We start from the raw sequence: 20,169 nt of genomic DNA on the forward strand, positions 1-20,169 counted from the left end.
GGCCCTCCCAGCAGACCGGCGGCGGCGCCGGGCGCCGTAGAATCACCAGGTGAACGACCCCCTCCGCACTGCGCTGGACGCGTTGCTGGACGGCCTGCCCCCCACGGAGCTGGCCGCCGCCGTGGACCGGCTGATCGCCAACTACCGCGGCGACACCCCGACCCACGCCCCGATCCTCCGCGACCGCGCCGACGTGGCCGCGTACGCCGCCTACCGCATGCCGGCCACCTTCGAGGCGGTCCACTCCGCGCTGGAGGCGTTCGCGGCGGCCGTCCCCGACTGGACCCCCGGCAGCCACGTCGACGTCGGCGGCGGCACCGGCGCCGCCACCTGGGCCGTCACCGCCACCTGGCCCGCCGAGCGCAGCGTCACCGTGCTGGACTGGGCCGAGCCGGCCCTCGCCCTCGGCCGGCAGATCGCCGCCGCCAACCCGGCCCTGAGGGACGCCCGCTGGCAGCGCGCCCGGATCGGCAAGGACCTCACCCTGGACGCCACCGACCTGGTCACGGTGTCGTACGTCCTCAACGAACTCGCCGAGGCCGACCGCGCCGCCCTCGTCGACGCCGCCGCCGGCGCCGCGCAGGCCGTCGTGATCGTCGAGGCCGGCACCCCGGCCGGCTACCAGCGGATCATCGAGGCCCGCGACCGGCTGATCCGGGCCGGCTTCCACATCGCCGCCCCCTGCCCGCACAGCGCCGCCTGCCCCATCGCGCCCGGCACGGACTGGTGCCACTTCTCCGCCCGGGTCGGCCGCTCCTCCCTGCACCGCCAGGTCAAGGGCGGCTCGCTGGCGTACGAGGACGAGAAGTTCAGTTACGTCGCCGCCACCCGGCTGCCCGCCGAACCGGCCCCCGCCCGGGTGGTCCGGCGCCCCCAGATCCGCAAGGGCCAGGTGCTCCTCGACCTGTGCGAGGCCGAGGAGCAGCTGCGCCGGACGACGGTCACCAAGCGCCACGGCGACCTGTACAAGGCGGCCCGGGACGCCGACTGGGGCGACGCCTGGCCGCCGTACGACTCCGCGTCGTAGCCCGCCTCCCCGGCTTGTTACTTTCGACCCCATGGTCGACAAGTCCGCCCCCGACGCCACCCGCCGCAGCGAGAAGTCCCGCCGGGCGATCTACGCCGCCGCCCTCGCCCTGGTCGGTGAGGTCGGCTACCCGAAGACCACCGTCGAGGCCATCGCCGCCCGCGCCGGGGTCGGCAAGCAGACCATCTACCGCTGGTGGTCGTCCAAGGCGGACGTCCTGCTGGAGGCGTTCCTGGACCTCGCCGAGCAGGCGGCCCAGGCGGCGGGTCAGGAGCCGGACGCCATCCCGGACACCGGCGACCTGGCCGCCGACCTGAAGGCGGTGCTGCGGGCCACGGTGGACGAACTGCTCGACCCGCGCTTCGAGGCGCCGTCGCGGGCGCTGGCCGCGGAAGGCGTCGTCAACGAGCAGCTCGGCCGCGAGTTCGTGGGCAAACTCCTCGAACCGCAGCTCCAGCTGTACGTCACCCGCCTGCGCTCGGCACAGGCCGCCGGGGCGGTCCGGGCCGACGTCGACCCGCGGATCGCGCTGGAGTTGTTCGTCTCCCCGCTCGCGCAGCGCTGGCTGCAACGGACGGGACCGATCTCGTACGACTACACGGACACCCTGGTCGAGTACGCCCTGCACGGCATCGCACCCCGGTGACGTGTCCGCCCGTACAGGCCCTGCGGCCCCCCGAAGTACGCGAAGATGGGACGATAAGGCATGCTGTCCGCACACCAGCGAGGCGACCACGGGACCGAGGGGATAGATGAGCGCGACGTTCGGCGGCCGGAGCGGCCGGCAGGGCAAACTCTCCCAGTGGCTGCTCGGACGCCGCACGAAGGAGGCCGCCGCGGACGACGGCGGCCGTGAGACGCTCCTGCTGGCCGCCGCCGCGGCGGGACTGCCCCTCGCGCCCGCCGCCCACCCCGCCGACGGCTACCGCTGTTCCTGCGACCGCGTGGGCTGTCCCACCCCGGCCCGGCACCCCGTGTCGTTCGCCTGGCAGACCCAGTCCACCACCGACCGCGCCCAGATCGAGCGCTGGGCCCGGCACCAGCCGCAGGCCAACTTCATCACCGCCACCGGCATGGTGCACGACGTGCTGGACGTGCCCCTGGCGGCCGGCCGGGAGGCCCTGGAGCGGCTGCTCGGCTCCGGCGTCGAGGTCGGACCGGTCGCCGAGAGCGACGACGGCCGCATGCTGTTCTTCACCCTCACCCGCGGCACCCCCGAGGACGAGGACGAGTGGTGGCCCTGCGAACTGGACTGCCACCCGGAGACGATGGACGAGCACCCCGGTCTGCGCTGGCACTGCCGGGGCTCCTACGTCCTCGTACCGCCCGCCCGGCTGCCCGGCGTCGACGACCAGCAGGTGCGCTGGGTGCGTGGCCCCGAACACCCGCTGCCCGACCCGCTGAGCCTGCTGGAGGCGCTCACCGACGCCTGCGCCCGGCACGCGGGCGCCGAGGCCGGCCACCACGGCACGGCCTGGCCCCTGCACCACTGAGCGGGCCGCCTACTCGCCCTGCGCGGACGTCAGGCCCCACGCGCGCCCCAGCATCCGCACCGGGCCGCTGCCGGCCGGGTCGACCACGGCCTCGTTGGCGATCGACTCCATCGTCAGGGACTGCTTCACCTCGCCCTTGACCAGGGCCTGCACGTCCTTGTTCGGGACCGGCACGGTGCCGCCGGTGTAGGCGGTCCGCTTCTCGTAGTGGTGGGTGGCGAAGAACACCAGTGCCCCGCCGTCCGCCGTGCGCAGCGCGAGCGGCGCGTAGGCGCCGTGGGTGAGCGGTTCGTCGATGAACTGCCGGACCAGGCCGGGCTTCTCCGCTTCCTTCTTGCGGGCCGCGCGCAGCCCGCTGGTGTCGCGGCCGTCCGCGAAGGTCTTCCCGCCGCTCTTCAGGTAGGACGCGTACGTCGTGCTCAGCTCGTCCGGCCGGACGGCCAGTTGCGTGGTGTTCGCCGGCACGGCCTCGGCCCAGCCGTCCTCGTCCTTCTTGAACTCCGGTACGGTCCCCGGGGTCATGAGCGTCAGGTAGCTCACCTTCCAGCGCTCGCCGAGGTCGGCTCGGGTGAACACCATCACCCAGCGGAAGTCGCCGCCCTTGTTGCCCTGGGCGTCCGCGACGAACCAGCGCGGCCAGCCGGCCTTCTTCGGGATCGTGATCTTCACGTCCGTCAGGGTCAGCGGGACGTGGCCGGGGTTCCCGGACGGGCTGTTGACGTGCCCGGCCTTCAGCCGGGCCGCGTCGATGTCGGCGAGGGCGCCGGTCACATAGGGCGCGTCCAGGGAGCTGTCGTAGGCCTTGTCGGCCTTGTTGTACGCGTCCGTGAACGCGGTGAGCGCCTTTGCGGCCTCGGCGCGGGTGGCCGCGGGGAGCACCTCGCGCTCCCCGTGCACCACCACGCATCCGCTCGCGGTCAGCGACAAAGCGGTCAGCGAGGCCGCTATGAGTGCGTTCCGGTCACGCCTGCGAAGCCGTCGAGGGCTGCGTTCCCTGGTCATCGGGCTCCTTCACCTTCCCCTTTCCGGAGGCGAACCCTACCGGGGAGAGGAACAGCGCGAGCACCGGGACCAGGTACAGCGCCCACACCGTGATCTGAACGACCGTCGGATCGGGCTGGAAGTTGAACACGCCCTTCAGCAGCGTCCCGTACCAGCTGTCCGGCGGGATGGTGCCGCTGATGTCGAAGGCCAGCTCGTTGATGCCCGGGACCCAGTCGGCCTCCTGCAGGTCGTGGAAGCCGTACGCGAGCACGCCCGCCGCGACCACGACCAGCATGCCGCCGGTCCAGGTGAAGAACTTGGCCAGGTTGATCCTCAGGGCGCCCCGGTAGAACAGCCAGCCCAGGAGGACCGCCGTGGCAAGGCCCAGGGCGACGCCGACCAGCGGACGCGGGGTGCCGTCGCTCGCCGCGTGCACCGACGCCCACACGAACAGCGCGGTCTCCAGACCCTCCCGGCCGACGGCGAGGAAGGCGGTGGCGACCAGCGCGCCCGTGCCGAGCTTCAGGGCCGCGTCCAGCTTGCCGTGCAGCTCCGACCTCAGGTGCCGGGCGGTGCGCCGCATCCAGAACACCATCCAGGTGACCAGGCCCACGGCGACGATCGACAGGGAGCCGCCGAGGGCCTCCTGCGCCTGGAAGGTCAGCTCCTGGGAGCCGAACTCCAGGGCGCAGCCGAAGCCCATGGCGATGGCGATCGCGATGCCGATGCCGATCCAGATCGGCTTCAGGGCGTCCCTGCGGCCGGTCTTGACCAGGTAGGCGATCAGGATGCAGACGACGAGCGACGCCTCCAGACCTTCCCGCAGGCCGATCAGGTAGTTGGAGAACACCGGCTACGCCTCCTTCGAGAACAGCGTGCGGCCCCACCAGTCGTCTGCGTCCCGGACCCCCGGAGGCACCGCGAAGACCGCCGAACCCACGTGCTGGATGTACTCGTTGAGCGCGTCGTGCGCGGCGAGGTTGCGCTGGAGCGGGATGAAGCCCTTGCGCACGTCCCGCTGGTAGGCGAGGAAGAACAGGCCCGCGTCGAGCCGGCCCAGGCCGTCGGTGCCGTCGGTGAAGGAGTAGCCCCGGCGCAGGATGGTGACCCCGTTGTTGGAGTCGGGGTGCGCGAGCCGCACGTGCGCGTCCGGCTTCATCGCCTTCAGGAACGGCTCGTCGTGCTCCTTGGCCTTGCCGACCGGGGCGCCCTCGCGCTTGTCGCGGCCGAACACGTCCTCCTGCTCCTGCAGCGAGGTACGGTCCCAGGTCTCGATGTTCATCCGGATCCGCCGGGCGACCAGGTACGACCCACCGGTCATCCAGTCCGGTCCGTCGCCCTCGCCGACCCACACGAACTTCTTCAGCCGGTCGGTCTCGGTGCCCGCGATGTTGCGGGTGCCGTCCTTGAAGCCCATCAGGTTGCGCGGGGTCTGCGCGTCCGGGGTGGTCGAGGAGGTCTTGCCGAAGCCGAGCTGGGACCAGCGGATGGCGACCTTGCCGAAGCCGATCCGGGCGAGGTTGCGGATGGCGTGCACGGCGACCTGCGGATCGTCGGCGCAGGCCTGGACGCACAGGTCGCCGCCGGTGCGGGACTTGTCCAGATTGTCGCCGGGGAACTTGGGCAGGTCGACCAGGGCCTGTGGCCGCTGGTCCTTCAGCCCGAACTTGTCGAACAGGGACGGCCCGAACCCGATGGTCAGCGTCAGCCGGGACGGCTTGAGCCCGAGCGCCTCACCGGTGTCGTCCGGCGGGGCCTCGGCGAGCCCGCCGTAGGCGCCCTCGCCGACCGCCTTGCCCGCGGTCATCCGGCGGGCCGCCGCCGTCCAGTCCTTCAGCATCCGGACGAACTCTTCGCGGTCCTCGGTCTTCACGTCGAACGCGGCGAAGTGCAGCCTGTCCTGCACCGGCGTCGCGATGCCGGCCTGGTGGGTGCCGTGGAACTCCACCGCGGCGCCCGTCTCGGCGGCGGCCGGGTCCATGTCGTCGCCCGTCCTGGCCATCGCCACGGCCCCGCCGGCCGCGGCGGCCCCGAGCGCGAGCCCGGCACCGCCCCAGCCGATCAGCGCCCGACGCGACGGATTGCTCCCCTGGGTCTCGGTCATCGCCCTTGCCCCCCTGCTTACTTCACTACCGCGGCGGCGAGCTTGGACAGCGGCTCGGCGAGCGCGTTCACCGCGTCCGACAGCTCCTTGCGCTGGTCCTTGGTGACCTTGTCGTAGGAGACGAAGTCGTACGACGTCTTGTCCGAGCGGTACTTGTCGAGCAGCGTGTCCAGCGCCGCGAACTGCTTGTCCAGTTCCTTGGTCAGCGCCGGGTCGTTCTTCGCGGCGACCGGCTTCAGCAGCTCGTAGGCCTTCTGGGCGCCCTCGACGTTGCCCTTGAAGTCGACCAGGTCGGTGTGGGCGTAGCGGTCCTCCTCGCCGGTGACCTTGCCGGTGGCGACCTCGTCCAGCAGCTCCTTGGCGCCGTTGGCCATGGAGGTCGGGGTGATCTCGGCCTTGCCGACCCGGCCCTGCCAGTCCTTGAGGTCCGTCAGCAGCTGGCCGGCGAGGGTCTTCTCCTCGGCGCCGATCTTCTTGTCCTGCCAGAGGGCCTTCTCCAGCCGGTGCCAGCCGGTCCACTTCTGGCCCTCCTCCAGGCCGTCCTCGCGGAAGTCGACCTTCGGGTCGATGTCACCGAAGGACTCGGCGACCGGCTCGGTGCGCTCCCAGCCGAGGCGGGACACGGCGTAGGCCTTCTTAGCGGCCTCCAGGTCGCCGTCCTTGACCGCCTTCACGAAGACCTCGGCCTTCGGCAGCGTCTCGTCGGCCTGGTCCTGGGCGTACTGGCGGTAGTCGGCGACGGCCTTGTCCAGCTTCGGGTCGCGCTTGGCGGTGCTGCCGCCGCCGGTCACGGTCAGCTTCTGCCGCACACCGTGGCCCTTCATGCCGGGCCGGCAGGCGATCTCGTACGATCCGGCCTTCACCTCGGCGGTGAGCGTGTACTTGGTGCCCGGGCCGATGTTCTCCTTCTCGGAGACGATCCGGTCGTCCGGGAACAGGATCTCGACCTCGGTGGCCTTCGAGCCCTTGTTCTCGATCTTCAGCGTGACCTGCCCGGCCGGCACGGACGTGGTGGAGGTGTCGCACTTCGAGTCGGCGGCCGTGACCTGGATGGCGTCGCCGTCCTTGGCATCGCTCTTCGCGGTGCAGGCCGAGAGGGCGGTCAGAGCCGCCGCGGTGGCGGCGGCGGTGACGGTCAGTCGGACGGCTCGCATGCAGGGCTCCAAGCGGATCTGGTCTGGTGAGGCTGGCCTAACTTACATGAGGCTTACCTCACCCATACCCCTCCGTGCCGTGATTCAGCTCTCACCGTGAGATCACAGACACGGCTTGATCGCGATGGCTCAAAAGAGACGGCAATAAACGGCAAAGGCGAGGTCAAGCAGTGGGAGGGTGGGTCCATGGGGAGCGCGCGCAGAGAACTGCTGGGGCCCGACGGCCTGGTGCTGGACGTGCGGAACCGGCCGGGGCCGCCGCCGTTGCGCTTCGAGACGGCCGACGGCGGTCGCATGCTGCTGCGGCAGGACGAGCGGGTGCTGCTGCTGGCCCGGGTGGAGGAGGCGAACCAGGGCGTGTACGTCAGCCGGTACGCCGGCTACCGCCCGCCCCTGCCGCCGATTCGCTCCGCGCTGATGCGCGACCCGGGCAACTGGGTGCACGCCTACGCCCGATGGCTGGAGGACGCCGGCCAAGGCCCCCTGCACGACTCCCGCTGGCATCTGCGGACGCGCACGGTGTTCCCCCCGTACGTCTGGCACGCCGACGACTTCGTCCGCGCGTGGCCCCACTGCCACCTCGACTGGTCCGGATACGGCTGGCACGGAGTCGTGCCCCTGCGTCCGCTCTCTCCCGAGGATGCGCCCCGGGTGCGCGCCTACCGCAAACACGCCCGCGACGGCACCCTGGCGCCGGTGCTGCTCTGGTGGGTCACCGCCCTCGACGGCTGGCTGCTGCTCGACGGCCACGACAGGGCCGTCGCGGCGCTCGCCGAGGGGTGCACCCCGCCGTGCGTGGTGCTCGCCCGGGTGCCGGACGAGGAGGACTGGCGGCGGGACGTCCGCGAGGCGACCGAAGCCCATCGAGCGCTGTCGGCCGACGCGGGCACCGAGCGGCAGCGCGAGACGCTGGTGCGGGCCTACGCCGACACCGTCTCCTGGCTGCCGTACGAGGAGGCCCGCACCCGGTACTGGCCCCTGTCCGGCGGTGTCCCCGCCTGGGAAGCGGTCGCCGGTGCCGCGATGTTTCAATTCCCCGGTGACTGACTACGACGTACTCCGCGTCTTCTGCGGACCGAACGGCGGCTACGGCAACGAGCTGGGCGTCGTCCGTGAGGGCTCGGTGCTGCCCGAGCGGAGCGACCGGCAGGCGCTCGCCGCCAAACTCGGCTTCAGCGAGACCGTGTTCGTGGACGACCCCGAGCGCGGAGTGATCGACATCTACACCCCCACCCTCAGGCTGCCCTTCGCCGGTCACCCCTGCGTAGGCACGGCCTGGCTGCTCGACGTACCCGAACTCATCACCCCGGCCGGAGTGGTCGGCGCCCGGCTGGACGGTGAGTTCAGCTGGATCGAGGCCCGCGCGGAGTGGGCGCCGCCGCGCACCCTGCGCCAGTACCCGAGCGCCGCCGAGGTGGACGCGCTCCAGGTCCCGCCGCCGGGGGAGTGGATCTACGCCTGGGCCTGGGAGGACGAGGCGGCCGGGCGGATCCGGGCCCGCGCCTTCCCCGGCCGCGACGACGGCATCGAGGAGGACGAGGCGACCGGCGCCGCGGCCCTGCTCCTCACCGACCTGCTCGGCCGGGCCCTCAACATCACCCAGGGCCGGGGCTCGCAGATCCTGACCGCACCACAGCCGCACGGGTGGATCGAGGTCGGCGGGCGCGTCCACCTGGAGCGCTGACCGGTACGGCGTCCGGGTGATCGTTCGAGCCCCCGTCCGGGTGGATTCGCGTGTGCGCGCGAGGGCGAGCGGGGACCAGTGGGCGTGACCACTCCGCCTCCCCGAGAGGAGCACCATGCGCATCAGATCAGTCGTGGCCGCGGCCTGTCTCGCCGCCGCTCTCGCCGCCGCCGGCGCGACGACGGCCGGTGCCACCAACTACGACACCAAGGACGACGACGAGCCCGTCTGCAGCCCGTACGCCGGCTCACTCACCTCGCTGGAGAACCACGTGACCTGGTCCGGCGCCCACTGCCGCAACTACCTGCGCTGATGCGACCCGGGTCCCCCTGCCGCAGGCGGTGCGGGGGACCCGGTCGTCCAGGGCTCACGCGCTCAGCGGGAACTCCTCGCCCAGGGCCCGGAACACCGCCGTGTTCAGCGCGAAAGCCCGCTTGCACTCCGCGACGACCCGCTGCTTCTCCAGGTCGTCCACCCGTGTCCGGTCCAGCAGTTCGCGGTAATCCCGCTTGAACGCGGCCGGGTTGGGGATCGCGTCGAAGACGTAGAAGCGCACCCCGTCGCCCTTCCTGGCGAAGCCCCACGTCTTCTCCGCCCTGTCCCGGATGACCTGGCCGCCGGAGAGGTCGCCCAGATAGCGGGTGTAGTGGTGCGCGACGTATCCGCCCGGCCAGCGCTCGGCGCACTCCCGCACCCGCTCGGCGTACGCCCGGGTCGCGGGCAGCGCGCTCAGGCCCGCCCGCCAGCCCGGTCCCCGCAGATGTGCCAGGTCCCGCTCCAGCGCGGGCAGCCGCAGGAGTTCCGGGCGGATGAAGGGGCCCGCCACCGGATCCGCCGCCAGCCGTCCGGCCGTGCCCTCCAACGCCTCGTAGACGAACCACAGTTGCTCGGTGTAGCGCGCGTAGGCCGGCACGCCGAGCCGGCCGCCGAGGAGATCCCTCATGAACGTCGAGGTCTCGGCCTCGGCGTGCTGGGCGTGCGAGGCGGTACGGATGAGGGACGAGAAGGAGTCCATGAGCACGTCCTCTTTGCCGACAGCCTGTCGGTAAAAGCGTACAAGACAAAGCCCGCCCCCGGGCAGGGAGCGGGCTCGCCGCAGGTCACGCGGTGCTCAGGGGAGGGTCAGGATCTCCGCCCCGGTGTCCGTCACCACCAGGGTGTGCTCGAACTGCGCGGTCCGCTTGCGGTCCTTCGTGACGACCGTCCAGCCGTCGTCCCACATGTCGTACTCGTGGGTGCCGAGCGTCAGCATCGGCTCGATCGTGAACGTCATCCCCGGCTGCATCACCGTCGTCGCGTGCGGGCTGTCGTAGTGCGGGATGATCAGACCGGAGTGGAACGACGTGCTGATGCCGTGGCCGGTGAAGTCCCGGACCACGCCGTAGCCGAAACGCTTGGCGTACGACTCGATGACCCGGCCGATGACATTGATCTGCCGGCCCGGCTTCACTGCCTTGATCGCCCGGTCGAGCGACTCACGGGTGCGCTCCACCAGCAGCCGCGACTCCTCGTCCACCTCACCGACCAGGTAGGTGGCGTTGTTGTCGCCGTGCACCCCGCCGATGTACGCCGTCACGTCCAGGTTGACGATGTCGCCGTCGCGCAGGACGGTCGAGTCCGGGATGCCGTGGCAGATGACCTCGTTGACGGAGGTGCACAGCGACTTCGGGAAGCCCCGGTAGCCGAGCGTGGAGGGGTAGGCGCCGTGGTCGCACATGTACTCGTGGGCGACCTTGTCCAGCTGGTCCGTGGTGACCCCGGGCGCGATGATCTTCGCGGCCTCCGCCATCGCCCGCGCGGCGATACGGCCGGCGATCCGCATCGCCTCGATGGTCTCGGGGGTCTGCACCTCCGGCCCGGTGTACGGCGCCGGCGCGGGCTTGCCGACGTACTCGGGGCGGCGGATGTTTCCGGGAACCGAACGGGTGGGAGACAGCTCCCCTGGTACGAGCAGCGACTGGCCAGACATGTCAGCGAGTCTAACCAGCGGACATGGGGGAACATGACGGTGGCGAGAGGAGCAGTCCATGGCCCTGTTCAAGAAGCGCACCGCCGGCAAGCCGGGCGAGTGGTACTACTGCCTGGAGCACAAGAAGGTCGAGGAGGGCCCGGACTGCCCGGCCAAGGACCGCTTCGGGCCGTACGCCTCCCGGGAAGAGGCCCGGCAGGCGATGGAGACCGCCGCCGAACGCAACCTCCAGTGGGAGAACGACCCCCGCTGGCACGACGCGCCTGCCGGCGGCACCACGGAAGAGAGCTGAGCGGATCCGAGGTGCTGCCGGCCGACCGGGTCACCAAGGGGCAGGCGGTGGGGCCGTCAGTGCCTCCGTCCAGCGGGCCAGGCGGTCCCTGAAGCCCCGCCGCACCCTCGGAGAGCCCGCGTTCTCCCCGGCCGCCGCGCTGACCAGGTGCTGCACGGTGTCCAGGTCCAGCTCCGCCCCCTGAGGCACGGCCAGCGTGTCATGGGCCATCGCCGCCAGCTCGCCCCCGCCCGCGCCCAGCGCCAGCACCGTCACCCCGGCGCGCCGGGCGTCGTGCACCCGCTCCAGCAGCGGCGCCGGCTCCCCGGGCGCCACGACCAGCAGGGTCTCACCGCGCCGCGCCGCCGTGAGCCGGCCCGGCCCCACCGCCAGATGCGCGGGATCCGAGGGGCGCGCGTGATGGCGTACCAGCGTCGGCGCCAGCTCGGGCGTGCCCGACCAGGCCGCCTCGTCCACCAGGTGCGCGGCCAGGTGCCAGGGCTCGTACTCCGGCGTGCCCACCAGCAGCAGCCCGCCCCCGTGCGCCACCACCGACCCGCGCAGCACCCCCGCGAACCTCCGGGTGGCCCCCAGCCACTCGGTCCCGGCGAGCACTTCCCGCAACAAGGCGACCCGTACGGCGTCCATGCGACCGCATCCTGCCGCAACCGTTCACTCGTGACGCGGAGTTCACCCGGAATTCGCCCGACCCGGGGATGGTGGCGGCCCGTCCGCAGGCCTTCAGGAGCCGCCCGATGACCGACGTGACCGTCCCCTTCCGCGCGGGCCGCGAGGGATACGCGAGCTTCCGCATACCGGCCGTCGTCGCCGGCCGGTCCGGCACCCTGCTCGCCTTCTGCGAGGGCCGCGTCGACTCCGCCGCCGACCACGGGCACATCGACATCGTGCTGAAACGGTCCACCGACGGCGGCCGTACCTGGGGCCCGCTCCAGGTCGCCGCGAGCAACGGGACGGACCTCGCCGGCAACCCCGCCCCCGTCGTCCTGGACACCGGCCGGATCCTGCTCGTGCACGTGCGGGCCGCCGCCTCCGCCACCGAGGCCGCCGTCCTGCGCGGCCAGGTCGAGGACGCCGACGGGCGACGGGTGTGGGTGCAACACAGCGATGACGACGGTCTGACGTGGTCCGAACCCAGGGAGATCACCGGGCAGGTGAAGCGGCCCGGCTGGCGCTGGTACGCCACCACCCCCGGCCACGCCCTCCAGCTCACCTCCGGCCGCGTCCTCGTCCCGGCCAACCACACCCTGCCGCCCACCGGCACCGACACCGGCGCCGAGGCGAAGTACAACAGCGGGCACTGCCTGCTCAGCGACGACCGCGGCGAGACCTGGTACCTCGGCTACCTGGACGAGAACACCGACGGTTACGTCAACGTCAACGAGACCACCGCCGCCGAACTCCCCGACGGCCGCGTCTACCTCAACACCCGCAACGACTCCCCCTCGCCCGGCAACCGCGCCGACGCCCACTCCCAGGACGGCGGGAAGACCCTCGTCAAACCCTTCCGGCCGCAGGCCGGACTGACCGCGCCGGTCTGCGAGGCCGCCGTGCTCCAGCTCCGCGACCCCGACCTGCTCCTCTTCTCCGCCCCCGCCGACCCCGGCGGCGCCCGCGCCCTGATGACGATCCGCACCTCCCGCGACGGCGGCACCACCTGGCGCACCGCGTACACCGCCGACGGGCTGCCCGCCGCCTACTCCGACCTCGTCCGCGTCGACCCGCACACCGTCGGCCTGCTGTACGAGACGGGCGACTTCGGCGCCTACGAGACGATCACCTTCCGCCGGGTGCCCGTGCACCGGCTGACCTGAGCCGGTACCGGCCCGGCGGCGGACGTAGAGTCGGCCCATGACCTCAACCGACAGCGCACAGACCCCTGCCAAGGCCCCCGCCAAGGACCCCTGGGACCTGCCCGACGTCTCCGGGTACGTCGTCGGCGTGCTCGGCGGCACCGGACCGCAGGGCAAGGGCCTCGCCTACCGGCTCGCCCGGGCCGGCCAGAAGGTGATCATCGGCTCCCGCGCCGAAGAACGCGCCCGCGCCGCCGCCGGCGAACTCGGCCACGGCATCGAGGGCGCCGACAACGCCGAGACCGCGCGCCGCAGCGACATCGTGATCGTCGCCGTACCGTGGGACGGCCACGGCGACACCCTGAAGTCGCTGCGCGAGGAGCTGGCCGGCAAGCTCGTCGTGGACTGCGTCAACCCGCTCGGCTTCGACAAGAAGGGCGCCTACGCGCTCAAGCCGGAGGAGGGCAGCGCCGCCGAGCAGGCCGCCGCGCTGCTGCCGGACTCCCGGGTCACCGCCGCCTTCCACCACCTGTCGGCCGTCCTGCTCCAGGACTCGGCCATCGAGCAGATCGACACCGATGTGATGGTGCTCGGCGAGGAGCGCGCCGACGTGGAGATCGTGCAGGCCCTCGCCGGGCGCATCCCCGGCATGCGCGGCGTCTTCGCGGGCCGGCTCCGCAACGCCCACCAGGTCGAGTCGCTGGTGGCGAACCTGATCTCCGTCAACCGCCGGTACAAGGCGCACGCCGGGCTCCGCGTCACCGACGTGTGAGCCGCGCAGGGCGATGGGGGACACTGGTCGGCGAAGCAGTTCCCGAGCAGTGTCCCCGACAGGAGCCCACCGACCATGCCCCGCATCGCCCTCTACACCCTCGTCGTCTGTCTCCTCGCCGTGGCCGCCGCGGTCGTCTCCTTCACCCGGGGCAGCTGGCTGGGGATCGTCTGGGTGCTGCTGGCGGGCCTGTCCTCCAACATGACCTGGTACTACGTGAAGCGGGCCAGGGACGAGAAGTCCGTCACCGGCTGAACGAGCAGATCTCCGGGGTGTCCTGCCAGAAGCGGTAGTGCGCCTCGCCGCAGTAGCGGGAGAAGTCGTCGACGTTCAGCGCCCGCATGATCGAGTCGATCACGTCGAAGAACGCGTTGTTGACCGACGGCAGCCACAGCAGCGCGAACACGAACAGCAGACCGAACGGAGCGAACGGCTCCACCTGCCGCTTCACGTTGTACGACAGCCAGGGCTCGATCACGCCGTAGCCGTCCAGGCCCGGCACCGGCAGGAAGTTCAGCAGCGCCGCCGTCACCTGCAGCAGCGCCAGGAACGCCAGCGCGAACCGGAACTCCACGGGCACGCCGTCCAGCGCGTCCAGCCAGAAGGGGGCCGTGCACACCGCGGCGAACAGCACGTTCGTCAGCGGGCCGGCCGCCGAGATCAGGCTGTGCCGCCAGCGGCCCCGGATCCGGTTCCGCTCGATGAACACCGCGCCGCCGGGCAGACCGATCCCGCCCATGATCACGAACAGCACCGGGAGCACGATGCTCAGCAGCGCGTGCGTGTACTTCAGCGGGTTCAGCGTGAGATAGCCCTTCGCGCCGACCGTGATGTCCCCGCTGTGCAGGGCGGTGCGCGCGTGCGCGTACTCGTGCAGGCACAGCGAGACGATCCAGGCCGCCGTCACGAACAGGAACACCGCGATACCCGGCTGCGCGGCGAACCCGGTCCAGGTGGCCCAGCCGGTCACCGCCGTCACGGCCAGTATGCCGACGAACACGGGACTGATCTGCCGGTCGCCGCGACGGCTGGTGGCGGTGGTCATGGGCAGGCTCCTGGTCTGCGGGGACGGTCGGGAACTGCGACCGTACCGGCCGCGGACACCTGGGGAAAACGTCTCGCGACCGCCGCGCGGTTCCGGGAAGGTGAAGGAATGCCACGGATGAGGGTGTTCTACGCGGACTGGCAGATGGAATGCTGCGGCACGCCGTTCGCCGTCGGGGACGCGGTCGCCTGGCGGCTGGTCCCGACGACCGACCAGGAATGCCGCTACGGCGAGACCGCCCTGGTGGAGAACCACGGCGGCCCGGACCGGGAGACGCTCGGCCGGGTCCGCGCCATCGACCTGGTGCACCAGGAGTACCTTGCCCACCACGACCCGGACGCCGTCCGACCCCCCGCCGGGGAACCCGGCGAGGTGATCCTCATGGGGGCCGGGCGCGCCCTGGAGCCCGTGCCCGGTGCGTCCACCCTGGAGCCCGTCGACGCCTGCCCGAAGTGGTTCGACACGTTCGAGCAGGAGGAACAGCCGTCGCGAGCGGTTCCGTACCGCGTCCGCCGCGCCGTCGGCGTTCTCGTCACCCTGGAGACACCCACCACCGGTCACCGTCCCTGACCGCTCCGGAGAGAATGGACCCCGTGCGTTATCGGCTGCTCGGCACCACCCAGGCAATACGTCCCGACGGTACGGCCGTCCCGGTCGGCGGGGCGCGGTTGCGTGCTCTGCTGAGCGTGCTCGCGCTGCGGGCCGGGCGGACCGTGCCCGCGCCCGTGCTGGTGGACGAGGTGTGGGGCGCCGACCCGCCCGCGGACGCCGCCGGTGCCCTCCAGGCGCTCGTCGGCCGGCTCCGCAGGACCCTCGGCGCCGACGCCGTCGCCTCCGTCGACGGCGGCTACCGGCTCACCGCCGCCCCCGACGACATCGACCTCGGCCGCTTCGACCGGCTCACCGGCGACGGCCTCGCCGCCCTCGCCGACGGCGACCCGGCCAAGGCCGCCGCCGTCCTCGACGACGCCCTCGCCCTGTGGCACGGACCCGCCCTCGCCGACCTGCCCGACCGCACCGCCGAGGCGGCCCGCTGGGAGACCCGCCGGCTCGACGCCCTGCGCGCCCGGCACACCGCCGCCCTCGCCCTCGGCGAGGCCGAGCGGTCGCTGCCCGAACTGACCGCCCTGTGCGACAGCCACCCCCTGGACGAGCAGCTCCAGGCGCTGCGGCTGCGCGCCCTGCGCGACGCCGGCCGCCCCGCCCAGGCCCTCGCCGCCTACGAGGACGTACGACGCCTGCTCGCGGACCGGCTCGGCTCCGACCCCGGCCCCGACCTGCGCGCCCTGCACGCCGAGCTGCTGCGGGAGGAACCCGCGCCGAGCCGCCCCGCGGCCCGCCCGGGCAACCTGCCGGCCCGGCTCACCTCCTTCGTCGGCCGGGAAACCGACATCCAGGCCATCGGCGCCGACCTCACCGCGGCCCGCCTGGTCACCCTGCTCGGACCCGGCGGCGCCGGAAAGACCCGGCTGTCGCTGGAGGCCGCCGAGGCGGTACGGCCCACCCTCCGGGACGGGGTCTGGCTCGCCGAGCTGGCCCCCGTGGACGACCCGGACGCCGTACCGCAGGCCGTGCTCACCGCGATCGGCGCCCGCGAGACCGTACTGCACGGCGCCGGCGTGGACGGCATGCGCGCGGTCTCCGACCGGCACGGCGACCCCGTCGAACGGCTCGTGGAACACTGCGCCCGGCGCCGCATGCTGATCATCCTGGACAACTGCGAGCACGTCGTCGACGCCGCCGCCCGGCTCACCGAGCGGCTGCTGGCCCGCTGCCCCGAGCTGACCGTCCTCGCCACCAGCCGCGAACCCCTCGGCGTACCGGGGGAGCTGGTACGGCCCGTGGAGCCGCTGCCCGAGCCGGTCGCGCTGCGGCTGCTCGCCGACCGGGGCGCGGCGGCCCGCCCCGGCTTCCGGACCGAGGACGACCCCGAGGCCTGCGCCGAGATCTGCCGCCGCCTGGACGGACTGCCCCTCGCGATCGAGCTGGCGGCGGCCCGGCTGCGCATGCTTACGCCCCGCCAGATAGCGGACCGGCTGGACGACCGGTTCCGGCTGCTCACCTCCGGCAGCCGCACCCTGCTGCCCCGCCAGCAGACCCTCCGAGCCGTCGTGGACTGGTCCTGGGACCTGCTGGACGCCGGCGAACGCGACGTCCTCGCCCGGCTGTCCGTCTTCGCCGGCGGCTGCGACCTGGCCGCCGCCGAGGCCGTCTGCGGCCCGGCCGCCCTGGACGCCCTCGGCTCCCTGGTCGACAAATCCCTGGTGGTGGCCGCCCCCGCGGCCGACGGCGGGATGCGCTACCGGCTGCTGGAGACCGTCGCCGAGTACGCCGCCGAACGCCTCGCCGAGACCGGCCGCCGCGGCGAGGCCGAACGCGCCCACCTGACCCACTACCGGGAACTCGCCCGCACCACCGACCCGCTGCTGCGCGGCCCCGAACAGCGCGCCGCCATCGACCGGTTCCAGCTGGAGTACGAGAACCTGCGCACCGCCTTCCGGCACGCCGTCGCCGAACGCGACGAACAGGAGGCCCTCTGCCTGGTCCTCTCCCTGCTGTGGTTCTGGCAGATACGCGACCAGCGCATCGAGACCCGCACCTGGTGCCGGGAGGTCATGGCGCTCGGCCCCGACCCGTTCGCCGAACCGATCCGCCGCGCCGCCCCCGTGTGGCAGCGCTGCACCGACACCCCGCCGCCGTACACCGGCGAGATCCTCGCCGAGGCCCGGCGCGGGGTCCACCTGGCCCACCTGGCCTGCATCGACACCGAGATCGACACCTGGCAGACACCCGCGGCCCAGGCCAAGCTCCGCGCCGTCACCCAGGTCTACGAGCCCGGCCTGCCGCAGACCTGCCGGCCCCCGGGCATGCTGTGGTTCTTCGCCGAGCTGCTGACCGGCGGCGGGAAGCGGCTGCGCACCATCGTGGACGCCTGCGTGCGCACCTGCCGGGACACCCCGGGCTACGAGTGGGAGCTGGCCGGCGCCCTCCACCTGCGCGCCAACTTCCTCGCCAACCGCACCGCCTGGGCCGGCGACGCCACCCGCGACGCCGACGAGTCCCTGGAGATCTACCGCCGTCTCGGCGACGCCTGGGGCGCCACCGAGGCCCTGTCCGCCCGCGGCGAGGCCCACGAACGCAAGGGCGCCCACCGCGAGGCCGCCGCCGACTACCGGGCCGCCATCGAGCACGCCGAACGCCTCGGCGCCCGCGCCCAGGTGGCCGTGCTCCGCGCCCGGCTCGGCAACGTGCTCATGGAGGCCGGCGAGATGGACCGCGGCGAGCGGATGCTCCGGGACGTCATCGCCGGCCAGGACGGCACCCGCAACGAGGCGATGCCCGCCGCCCGGCTCTTCCTCGCCGTCTGGCTCAGCCTGACCGACCGCACCGCGGAGGCCCGCGAGCAGCTGCGGCTGCTGCGCGAGGAGATCGCGATCGCCCACTTCATCGTCTTCGACGCCGTCATCGTCTGCCAGGAGGCCTGGCTGGACGCCGTGGACGAGCGCACCGAGGAGGCCCTCGCACGGGCCCGCAGGGCGCTCGGCCTCGCCGCCGACCCGCTGACCTCGGCCGTCACCCCGCATCTGCACTCCATCGCCCTGACCGTCGCCGCGATGGCCCTCGCCCGCGCCGACGGCGGCAGCCGCGCCGCCGACGCCGCCCGCTGCCTGGCCGCCGCCGGCGCGCTGCTGCCGCCCGGACACGTGGTCTCCGGCGTGGAGCGGCGCAGCCGCGAGCTGACCGAGGCCCGCATCCGTGAGGTCTTGGACGCGCGGTCGTACGACACCGCGTACGCCGAGGGCGGTGGCCTCTCCCTCGTGGAGGCCACCGCCCTGGTCCGAGCGCCGGAGAGCGCCGGCTCTTCGTGACGCCGTTCCTTCGTGACGTCAGCTCTTCGTGCGGAACTTGTGGATCGCGACCGGCGCCATGACCGCGGTCAGCCCGATCGACCAGATCAGCGTCACCCACAGGTCGTGCGCGACCGGGCCGCCCTCCATCAGACCGCGCGCGGTGTCGGCCAGCGTGGACAGCGGGTTGTAGTCGGTGAACGCCTGGAGCCAGCCCGGCATGGACGCGGGCGGCGCGAAGATCGACGAGCCGAACTGCAGCGGCATCAGCACCAGGAAGCCCATCGCCTGCACCGACTGGGCGTTCTTCATCACCACGCCGAGGGTCAGGAACACCCACATCAGCGCGGAGCCGAACACCGCGGACAGCCCGACGGAGGCCAGCAGTCCGGCCCAGTTCTTGATGTCGTAGCCCACGAGGAGGGCCACCACCATCAGCACCGCGGTCGCGAACAGCATCCGCATCAGCTCCACCGCGATCTTCGCGAAGAGCACCGAGCCGCGGCCGATGGGCAGGGACCGGAAACGGTCCATGACACCGGAGTTGAAGTCCTGGTTGAAACCGGTGCCCACGCCCTGGGCCATGTTCATGCCCATCATGGCCATGAGCCCGGGGACGACGTACTGGACGTACCGCTCCTGGCCGCCGCCCAGCGACTGCCCGATGGAGCCGCCGAAGACGTACACGAACAGCAGGGTGAAGACGACCGGGAACAGGATGGCGTCGAACATCGACTCCGGGTCCTGCCGGATCCACAGCAGGTTGCGGCGGATCAGCGCGCCGGTGTGCCGCAGATGGGCCCGCAGCGGGATCGGGGTGTCGCCCTTCGCGGCGGCGGGGGAGAGGGTGGCGGAACTCATACGGCGACCTCCTGGCGGTCGTCGGCGGGCATGGCGTCCTGCGGGGCACTGGCGCGGTGGCCGGTGAGGGACAGGAAGACCTCGTCCAGGCTGGGCAGTTCGGTGGTGATGGAGGAGAGCGTGATACCGCGCGCGGTGACCGCGCCGACCACGGCGGTCAGCTGCTCGTCGCTCAGGATCGGCACCAGCAGGGTGCCGGTCTCGGTGTCGACGGTGGTGGCCGCGAGCCCGGTGATGCCCAGCTCGTCCAGCATGCCGGCGAGGGGGCGCAGCTCCAGCGGGTCCACCGGCCGCACCCGGAGCGTGCGCCCGCCGACGCGGGCCTTCAGCTCCTCGATGCCGCCGTTCGCGATGACCTTGCCGCGGTCCACCACGGTCAGCTCGGAGGCGAGCTGCTCGGCCTCTTCCATGTACTGGGTGGTGAGCAGCACGGTGACGCCGTCGCCGACCATCGCCTTCACCTCGTCCCACACCTCGTTGCGGGTGCGGGGGTCCAGGCCGGTGGTGGGCTCGTCCAGATACAGCACGGCGGGCCGGCCGATCATCGAGGCGGCCAGGTCCAGCCGCCGACGCATACCGCCGGAGTACGTGCTCGCCGGGCGCCGGGCGGCCTCCGTCAGCGAGAACCGCTCCAGCAGCTCGTCGGCGCGGGCGCGGGCGTCCTTGCGGGACAGGTCCAGCAGCCGGCCGATCAGGTACAGGTTCTCCCAGCCCGGCAGCTTCTCGTCCACCGAGGCGTACTGCCCGGTCAGCCCGATCACCCGGCGCAGCTGACGGGGCTGCCGTACGACGTCGTAGCCGGCCACGGTGGCCTGCCCGGCGTCGGGGGTGATCAGGGTGGACAGGATCCGTACGAGGGTGGTCTTGCCGGCGCCGTTCGGCCCGAGCACACCCATCACGGTGCCCTCGCGCACGTCCAGGTCGACACCGTCCAGCGCCTTGGTCTCGCCGTAGTGCTTGACCAGTCCCCGTACGGTCACGGCGGAACGTCCGCCGGCGGGGTTGTCATCGATGCGTGTCATGTCGATGACAGTGCCAGGGCCCACCGACAAACCACCGACAGCCGGCCGACAGCCCCCGGGGGCGCCGCAGAAAGGCGGCAGCCCGCCGACGGGGGATGATCGGCGGGCTGCCCGGTGGTGCCGC

Annotated in this window: 22 protein-coding genes; 12 read left to right on the plus strand and 10 right to left on the minus strand. The window is 72.5% G+C overall.

What is annotated here, in order from left to right; all coding sequences use genetic code 11:
- The first annotated feature begins 49 nt into the window (after positions 1-49).
- The 3 genes from ACZ4U1_RS31780 (at position 50) to ACZ4U1_RS31790 (ending at position 2,520) form a co-directional block, all read left to right on the plus strand.
- Positions 50-1,027, plus strand: a complete 978-nt coding sequence (locus tag ACZ4U1_RS31780) for a small ribosomal subunit Rsm22 family protein (RefSeq protein ID WP_467907615.1) — start codon at positions 50-52, stop codon at positions 1,025-1,027.
- 31 nt (positions 1,028-1,058) lie between these two features.
- The gene (locus tag ACZ4U1_RS31785; protein WP_467907616.1) at positions 1,059-1,673 is read left to right on the plus strand and encodes a TetR/AcrR family transcriptional regulator; all 615 of its coding nucleotides are present in this window, start codon (positions 1,059-1,061) and stop codon (positions 1,671-1,673) included.
- A 106-nt stretch (positions 1,674-1,779) separates the two neighbouring features.
- Positions 1,780-2,520, plus strand: a complete 741-nt coding sequence (locus ACZ4U1_RS31790) for a bifunctional DNA primase/polymerase (RefSeq protein ID WP_467907617.1) — start codon at positions 1,780-1,782, stop codon at positions 2,518-2,520.
- 9 nt (positions 2,521-2,529) lie between these two features.
- Here the strand turns inward: ACZ4U1_RS31790 and ACZ4U1_RS31795 are convergent, their stop codons facing one another.
- From ACZ4U1_RS31795 to efeO, 4 genes are read right to left on the minus strand one after another with little or no spacing between them, the layout of a single operon-like run.
- On the minus strand, positions 2,530-3,522 hold the full coding sequence (locus ACZ4U1_RS31795; RefSeq protein WP_467907618.1) for an SCO2278 family lipoprotein: 993 nt from the start codon (positions 3,520-3,522) through the stop codon (positions 2,530-2,532).
- On the minus strand, positions 3,482-4,354 hold the full coding sequence (efeU, locus tag ACZ4U1_RS31800; RefSeq protein WP_467907619.1) for an iron uptake transporter permease EfeU: 873 nt from the start codon (positions 4,352-4,354) through the stop codon (positions 3,482-3,484). The genes ACZ4U1_RS31795 and efeU overlap by 41 nt, the downstream gene beginning before the upstream one ends.
- 3 nt (positions 4,355-4,357) lie before the next feature.
- Positions 4,358-5,608 (minus strand): iron uptake transporter deferrochelatase/peroxidase subunit, encoded by a 1,251-nt coding sequence (gene efeB, locus ACZ4U1_RS31805; protein WP_467907620.1) that lies wholly within the window; start codon positions 5,606-5,608, stop codon positions 4,358-4,360.
- Positions 5,609-5,625: 17 nt separating this feature from the next.
- On the minus strand, positions 5,626-6,762 hold the full coding sequence (gene efeO, locus ACZ4U1_RS31810; RefSeq protein ID WP_467907621.1) for an iron uptake system protein EfeO: 1,137 nt from the start codon (positions 6,760-6,762) through the stop codon (positions 5,626-5,628).
- 186 nt (positions 6,763-6,948) lie between these two features.
- On the opposite strand from efeO, the gene ACZ4U1_RS31815 reads away from it, so the two are divergent.
- The 3 genes from ACZ4U1_RS31815 to ACZ4U1_RS31825 all read left to right on the plus strand — a co-directional run bounded on the left by ACZ4U1_RS31815 (position 6,949) and on the right by ACZ4U1_RS31825 (position 8,759).
- Entirely contained in the window at positions 6,949-7,809 is an 861-nt protein-coding gene (locus tag ACZ4U1_RS31815) for a hypothetical protein (protein ID WP_467907622.1), read from the plus strand.
- Positions 7,802-8,446 carry a PhzF family phenazine biosynthesis protein gene (locus ACZ4U1_RS31820; protein ID WP_467907623.1) on the plus strand — a complete coding sequence of 215 codons (645 nt, stop codon included), beginning with the start codon at positions 7,802-7,804 and terminating at the stop codon, positions 8,444-8,446. The genes ACZ4U1_RS31815 and ACZ4U1_RS31820 overlap by 8 nt, the downstream gene beginning before the upstream one ends.
- Before the next feature lie 115 nt (positions 8,447-8,561).
- Positions 8,562-8,759 carry a hypothetical protein gene (locus tag ACZ4U1_RS31825; RefSeq protein ID WP_467907624.1) on the plus strand — a complete coding sequence of 66 codons (198 nt, stop codon included), beginning with the start codon at positions 8,562-8,564 and terminating at the stop codon, positions 8,757-8,759.
- A 54-nt stretch (positions 8,760-8,813) separates the two neighbouring features.
- On the opposite strand, the gene ACZ4U1_RS31830 is transcribed toward ACZ4U1_RS31825, so the two are convergent.
- Both ACZ4U1_RS31830 and map read right to left on the minus strand, forming a co-directional pair.
- A complete protein-coding gene (locus ACZ4U1_RS31830; protein ID WP_467907625.1) occupies positions 8,814-9,461 on the minus strand; it encodes a biliverdin-producing heme oxygenase in 648 nt (215 codons plus the stop codon).
- A 96-nt stretch (positions 9,462-9,557) separates the two neighbouring features.
- The gene (map, locus tag ACZ4U1_RS31835) at positions 9,558-10,415 is read right to left on the minus strand and encodes a type I methionyl aminopeptidase (protein WP_467907626.1); all 858 of its coding nucleotides are present in this window, start codon (positions 10,413-10,415) and stop codon (positions 9,558-9,560) included.
- A 58-nt stretch (positions 10,416-10,473) separates the two neighbouring features.
- Between map and ACZ4U1_RS31840 the strand changes: the two genes are divergently transcribed.
- On the plus strand, positions 10,474-10,707 hold the full coding sequence (locus tag ACZ4U1_RS31840) for a hypothetical protein (RefSeq protein WP_467907627.1): 234 nt from the start codon (positions 10,474-10,476) through the stop codon (positions 10,705-10,707).
- Positions 10,708-10,737: 30 nt separating this feature from the next.
- Here the strand turns inward: ACZ4U1_RS31840 and ACZ4U1_RS31845 are convergent, their stop codons facing one another.
- On the minus strand, positions 10,738-11,334 hold the full coding sequence (locus ACZ4U1_RS31845; protein ID WP_467907628.1) for a hypothetical protein: 597 nt from the start codon (positions 11,332-11,334) through the stop codon (positions 10,738-10,740).
- 107 nt (positions 11,335-11,441) lie between these two features.
- Here ACZ4U1_RS31845 and ACZ4U1_RS31850 point away from each other — a divergent pair, with 107 nt between their 5' ends.
- From ACZ4U1_RS31850 to ACZ4U1_RS31860, 3 genes are all read left to right on the plus strand, one after another.
- Positions 11,442-12,518 carry a sialidase family protein gene (locus ACZ4U1_RS31850; protein WP_467907629.1) on the plus strand — a complete coding sequence of 359 codons (1,077 nt, stop codon included), beginning with the start codon at positions 11,442-11,444 and terminating at the stop codon, positions 12,516-12,518.
- A gap of 37 nt (positions 12,519-12,555) precedes the next feature.
- Positions 12,556-13,269, plus strand: a complete 714-nt coding sequence (npdG, locus tag ACZ4U1_RS31855) for an NADPH-dependent F420 reductase (RefSeq protein ID WP_467907630.1) — start codon at positions 12,556-12,558, stop codon at positions 13,267-13,269.
- Between the two features lie 75 nt (positions 13,270-13,344).
- Complete coding sequence (locus ACZ4U1_RS31860; protein WP_467907631.1) at positions 13,345-13,524, plus strand: hypothetical protein; 180 nt, start codon at positions 13,345-13,347, stop codon at positions 13,522-13,524.
- Here the strand turns inward: ACZ4U1_RS31860 and ACZ4U1_RS31865 are convergent.
- Complete coding sequence (locus tag ACZ4U1_RS31865; protein ID WP_467907632.1) at positions 13,514-14,314, minus strand: site-2 protease family protein; 801 nt, start codon at positions 14,312-14,314, stop codon at positions 13,514-13,516. The genes ACZ4U1_RS31860 and ACZ4U1_RS31865 overlap by 11 nt on opposite strands.
- Before the next feature lie 117 nt (positions 14,315-14,431).
- Between ACZ4U1_RS31865 and ACZ4U1_RS31870 the strand changes: the two genes are divergently transcribed.
- A complete protein-coding gene (locus ACZ4U1_RS31870; protein ID WP_467907633.1) occupies positions 14,432-14,884 on the plus strand; it encodes a DUF6578 domain-containing protein in 453 nt (150 codons plus the stop codon).
- A 14-nt stretch (positions 14,885-14,898) separates the two neighbouring features.
- Positions 14,899-18,183 carry a BTAD domain-containing putative transcriptional regulator gene (locus ACZ4U1_RS31875; RefSeq protein WP_467907634.1) on the plus strand — a complete coding sequence of 1,095 codons (3,285 nt, stop codon included), beginning with the start codon at positions 14,899-14,901 and terminating at the stop codon, positions 18,181-18,183.
- A gap of 18 nt (positions 18,184-18,201) precedes the next feature.
- Here the strand turns inward: ACZ4U1_RS31875 and ACZ4U1_RS31880 are convergent, their stop codons facing one another.
- Positions 18,202-19,023 (minus strand): ABC transporter permease, encoded by an 822-nt coding sequence (locus tag ACZ4U1_RS31880; protein ID WP_467907635.1) that lies wholly within the window; start codon positions 19,021-19,023, stop codon positions 18,202-18,204.
- On the minus strand, positions 19,020-20,045 hold the full coding sequence (locus ACZ4U1_RS31885) for an ATP-binding cassette domain-containing protein (protein WP_467907636.1): 1,026 nt from the start codon (positions 20,043-20,045) through the stop codon (positions 19,020-19,022). The genes ACZ4U1_RS31880 and ACZ4U1_RS31885 overlap by 4 nt, the downstream gene beginning before the upstream one ends.
- Positions 20,046-20,169 lie beyond the last annotated feature (124 nt).

Source organism: Streptomyces sp. NPDC028928 (assembly GCF_055564915.1).

What these genes read in the sequence shown, in the direction of transcription:
- ACZ4U1_RS31785 (WP_467907616.1), top strand. Translation starts at nt 1,059, where the DNA reads ATGGTCGACAAGTCCGCCCCCGACGCCACCCGCCGCAGCGAGAAGTCC.
- ACZ4U1_RS31790 (WP_467907617.1), top strand. Translation starts at nt 1,780, where the DNA reads ATGAGCGCGACGTTCGGCGGCCGGAGCGGCCGGCAGGGCAAACTCTCC.
- ACZ4U1_RS31795 (WP_467907618.1), bottom strand. Translation starts at nt 3,522, where the DNA reads ATGACCAGGGAACGCAGCCCTCGACGGCTTCGCAGGCGTGACCGGAAC.
- efeB (WP_467907620.1), bottom strand. Translation starts at nt 5,608, where the DNA reads ATGACCGAGACCCAGGGGAGCAATCCGTCGCGTCGGGCGCTGATCGGC.
- efeO (WP_467907621.1), bottom strand. Translation starts at nt 6,762, where the DNA reads ATGCGAGCCGTCCGACTGACCGTCACCGCCGCCGCCACCGCGGCGGCT.
- ACZ4U1_RS31815 (WP_467907622.1), top strand. Translation starts at nt 6,949, where the DNA reads ATGGGGAGCGCGCGCAGAGAACTGCTGGGGCCCGACGGCCTGGTGCTG.
- ACZ4U1_RS31825 (WP_467907624.1), top strand. Translation starts at nt 8,562, where the DNA reads ATGCGCATCAGATCAGTCGTGGCCGCGGCCTGTCTCGCCGCCGCTCTC.
- ACZ4U1_RS31830 (WP_467907625.1), bottom strand. Translation starts at nt 9,461, where the DNA reads ATGGACTCCTTCTCGTCCCTCATCCGTACCGCCTCGCACGCCCAGCAC.
- map (WP_467907626.1), bottom strand. Translation starts at nt 10,415, where the DNA reads ATGTCTGGCCAGTCGCTGCTCGTACCAGGGGAGCTGTCTCCCACCCGT.
- ACZ4U1_RS31840 (WP_467907627.1), top strand. Translation starts at nt 10,474, where the DNA reads ATGGCCCTGTTCAAGAAGCGCACCGCCGGCAAGCCGGGCGAGTGGTAC.
- ACZ4U1_RS31845 (WP_467907628.1), bottom strand. Translation starts at nt 11,334, where the DNA reads ATGGACGCCGTACGGGTCGCCTTGTTGCGGGAAGTGCTCGCCGGGACC.
- ACZ4U1_RS31850 (WP_467907629.1), top strand. Translation starts at nt 11,442, where the DNA reads ATGACCGACGTGACCGTCCCCTTCCGCGCGGGCCGCGAGGGATACGCG.
- npdG (WP_467907630.1), top strand. Translation starts at nt 12,556, where the DNA reads ATGACCTCAACCGACAGCGCACAGACCCCTGCCAAGGCCCCCGCCAAG.
- ACZ4U1_RS31860 (WP_467907631.1), top strand. Translation starts at nt 13,345, where the DNA reads ATGCCCCGCATCGCCCTCTACACCCTCGTCGTCTGTCTCCTCGCCGTG.
- ACZ4U1_RS31865 (WP_467907632.1), bottom strand. Translation starts at nt 14,314, where the DNA reads ATGACCACCGCCACCAGCCGTCGCGGCGACCGGCAGATCAGTCCCGTG.
- ACZ4U1_RS31870 (WP_467907633.1), top strand. Translation starts at nt 14,432, where the DNA reads ATGAGGGTGTTCTACGCGGACTGGCAGATGGAATGCTGCGGCACGCCG.
- ACZ4U1_RS31875 (WP_467907634.1), top strand. Translation starts at nt 14,899, where the DNA reads ATGGACCCCGTGCGTTATCGGCTGCTCGGCACCACCCAGGCAATACGT.
- ACZ4U1_RS31880 (WP_467907635.1), bottom strand. Translation starts at nt 19,023, where the DNA reads ATGAGTTCCGCCACCCTCTCCCCCGCCGCCGCGAAGGGCGACACCCCG.
- ACZ4U1_RS31885 (WP_467907636.1), bottom strand. Translation starts at nt 20,045, where the DNA reads ATGACACGCATCGATGACAACCCCGCCGGCGGACGTTCCGCCGTGACC.